This window comes from Nostoc sp. KVJ20, from assembly GCF_001712795.1.
Classification (GTDB): Bacteria; Cyanobacteriota; Cyanobacteriia; order Cyanobacteriales; family Nostocaceae; genus Nostoc.
Genome location: NZ_KV757855.1, coordinates 1 through 1125 on the forward strand (window position 1 = coordinate 1; position 1125 = coordinate 1125).

Annotated in this window: 2 protein-coding genes; both read right to left on the reverse strand. The window is 40.4% G+C overall.

Annotated features, from left to right (window positions below; genetic code table 11):
• Nucleotides 1–76 precede the first annotated feature (76 nt).
• Nucleotides 77–391, reverse strand: a complete 315-nt coding sequence (locus A4S05_RS38275; RefSeq protein ID WP_069074926.1) for a hypothetical protein — start codon at nt 389–391, stop codon at nt 77–79.
• A gap of 169 nt (nt 392–560) precedes the next feature.
• A partial coding sequence (locus tag A4S05_RS38280; protein ID WP_141699950.1) for a hypothetical protein occupies nt 561–1125 on the reverse strand: 565 nt, incomplete at its 5' end.

Below are 1125 nucleotides of genomic sequence, written 5' to 3' on the forward strand. Positions count from 1 at the left end.
GCATCGCCCCTGACGGAGTGAATTTTGACTCTCAACCTACTTCTTTAATTCTGGGAATTCCTCTGTTGCCTGTTCCCTATTCCCTTTTAATTCTGATTTTTGTATTCTTTTTCAATGTTTTAAAAGGCATATAACCTCTACTAATTCGTGGTACACCGATAAATTTTCCCAAAAAATCTTTATTCGTAGAAACTACCCACCATGTTGCCCATCCCCAAGCAATACTTAATCCAGTTGCTAACCATCCAGCTTGAAATGTATAAGAAACAACAAATACATTCACTACTCCTATTACTGACCAAGGAAAAATTTGGTCGGCGGGAAATGGGCCTAATCTGGGTCTGTCTCCCAAAATTCTATTTACAGTCCGAAATTTATTTTCATTTTTCATGATCTCAAACTATTTCAGCATGAAAAGACTGTATTAAATCAGTTATCAGTTATCACAGTTTCAGTCAAATAGTTTGACCCTAACTGTTACCTACTAATGAGTGAAAAATGTGGAACTCTGACGATGCAGATAAATACATCACTCTCTACTGATAACTGTTTACTGTTGGTTATGCCGCACCTCCACCAACAATCAAGCCAGTAACTAAATCTCCTACAAAAACTGAAAGGACAATAATTAATGGAGTTCTGGCTAATGTTTGCCAATCTTCATCGTTGCGGGCCGCTTGAACAACCCGGACTAGGCTGATGCCTACGTAGAGTAAGAACAGACCCCTTAATACGTTGAAGAACAATGCTACAACTGCTTGTGTTTGTCCGTTCCCAGCATTACCAAAGGTATTAGTCATCCAGGTTTGAGCAGTGTTAAAAAACTGTGCATCGGCTGGCGAGGAAGCAAAGTCAAGTAGACAAACAACCGTCAAAATCGTAAACAACACCGCATAAAGATTGACTCCATACTTGCGTTGTATCTGCTCAAAATTAGTCAACAGAGCTTGAGATTGCTTTGGTAGTGCTATAGCGATCGCCGTAGCAATCATCAATCCACCTAAGAGGATGTTGTGGACTGACATCGACACGATCATTGCCGCACCCGTCGCTCCCATTAGCACTAGTGTACTATTTGTTATCGTGCTGTTCTTTTTTTCTGAAGCCAGTACAGCAGCAGTATCG

What these genes read in the sequence shown, in the direction of transcription:
- A4S05_RS38275 (WP_069074926.1), bottom strand. Translation starts at nt 391, where the DNA reads ATGAAAAATGAAAATAAATTTCGGACTGTAAATAGAATTTTGGGAGAC.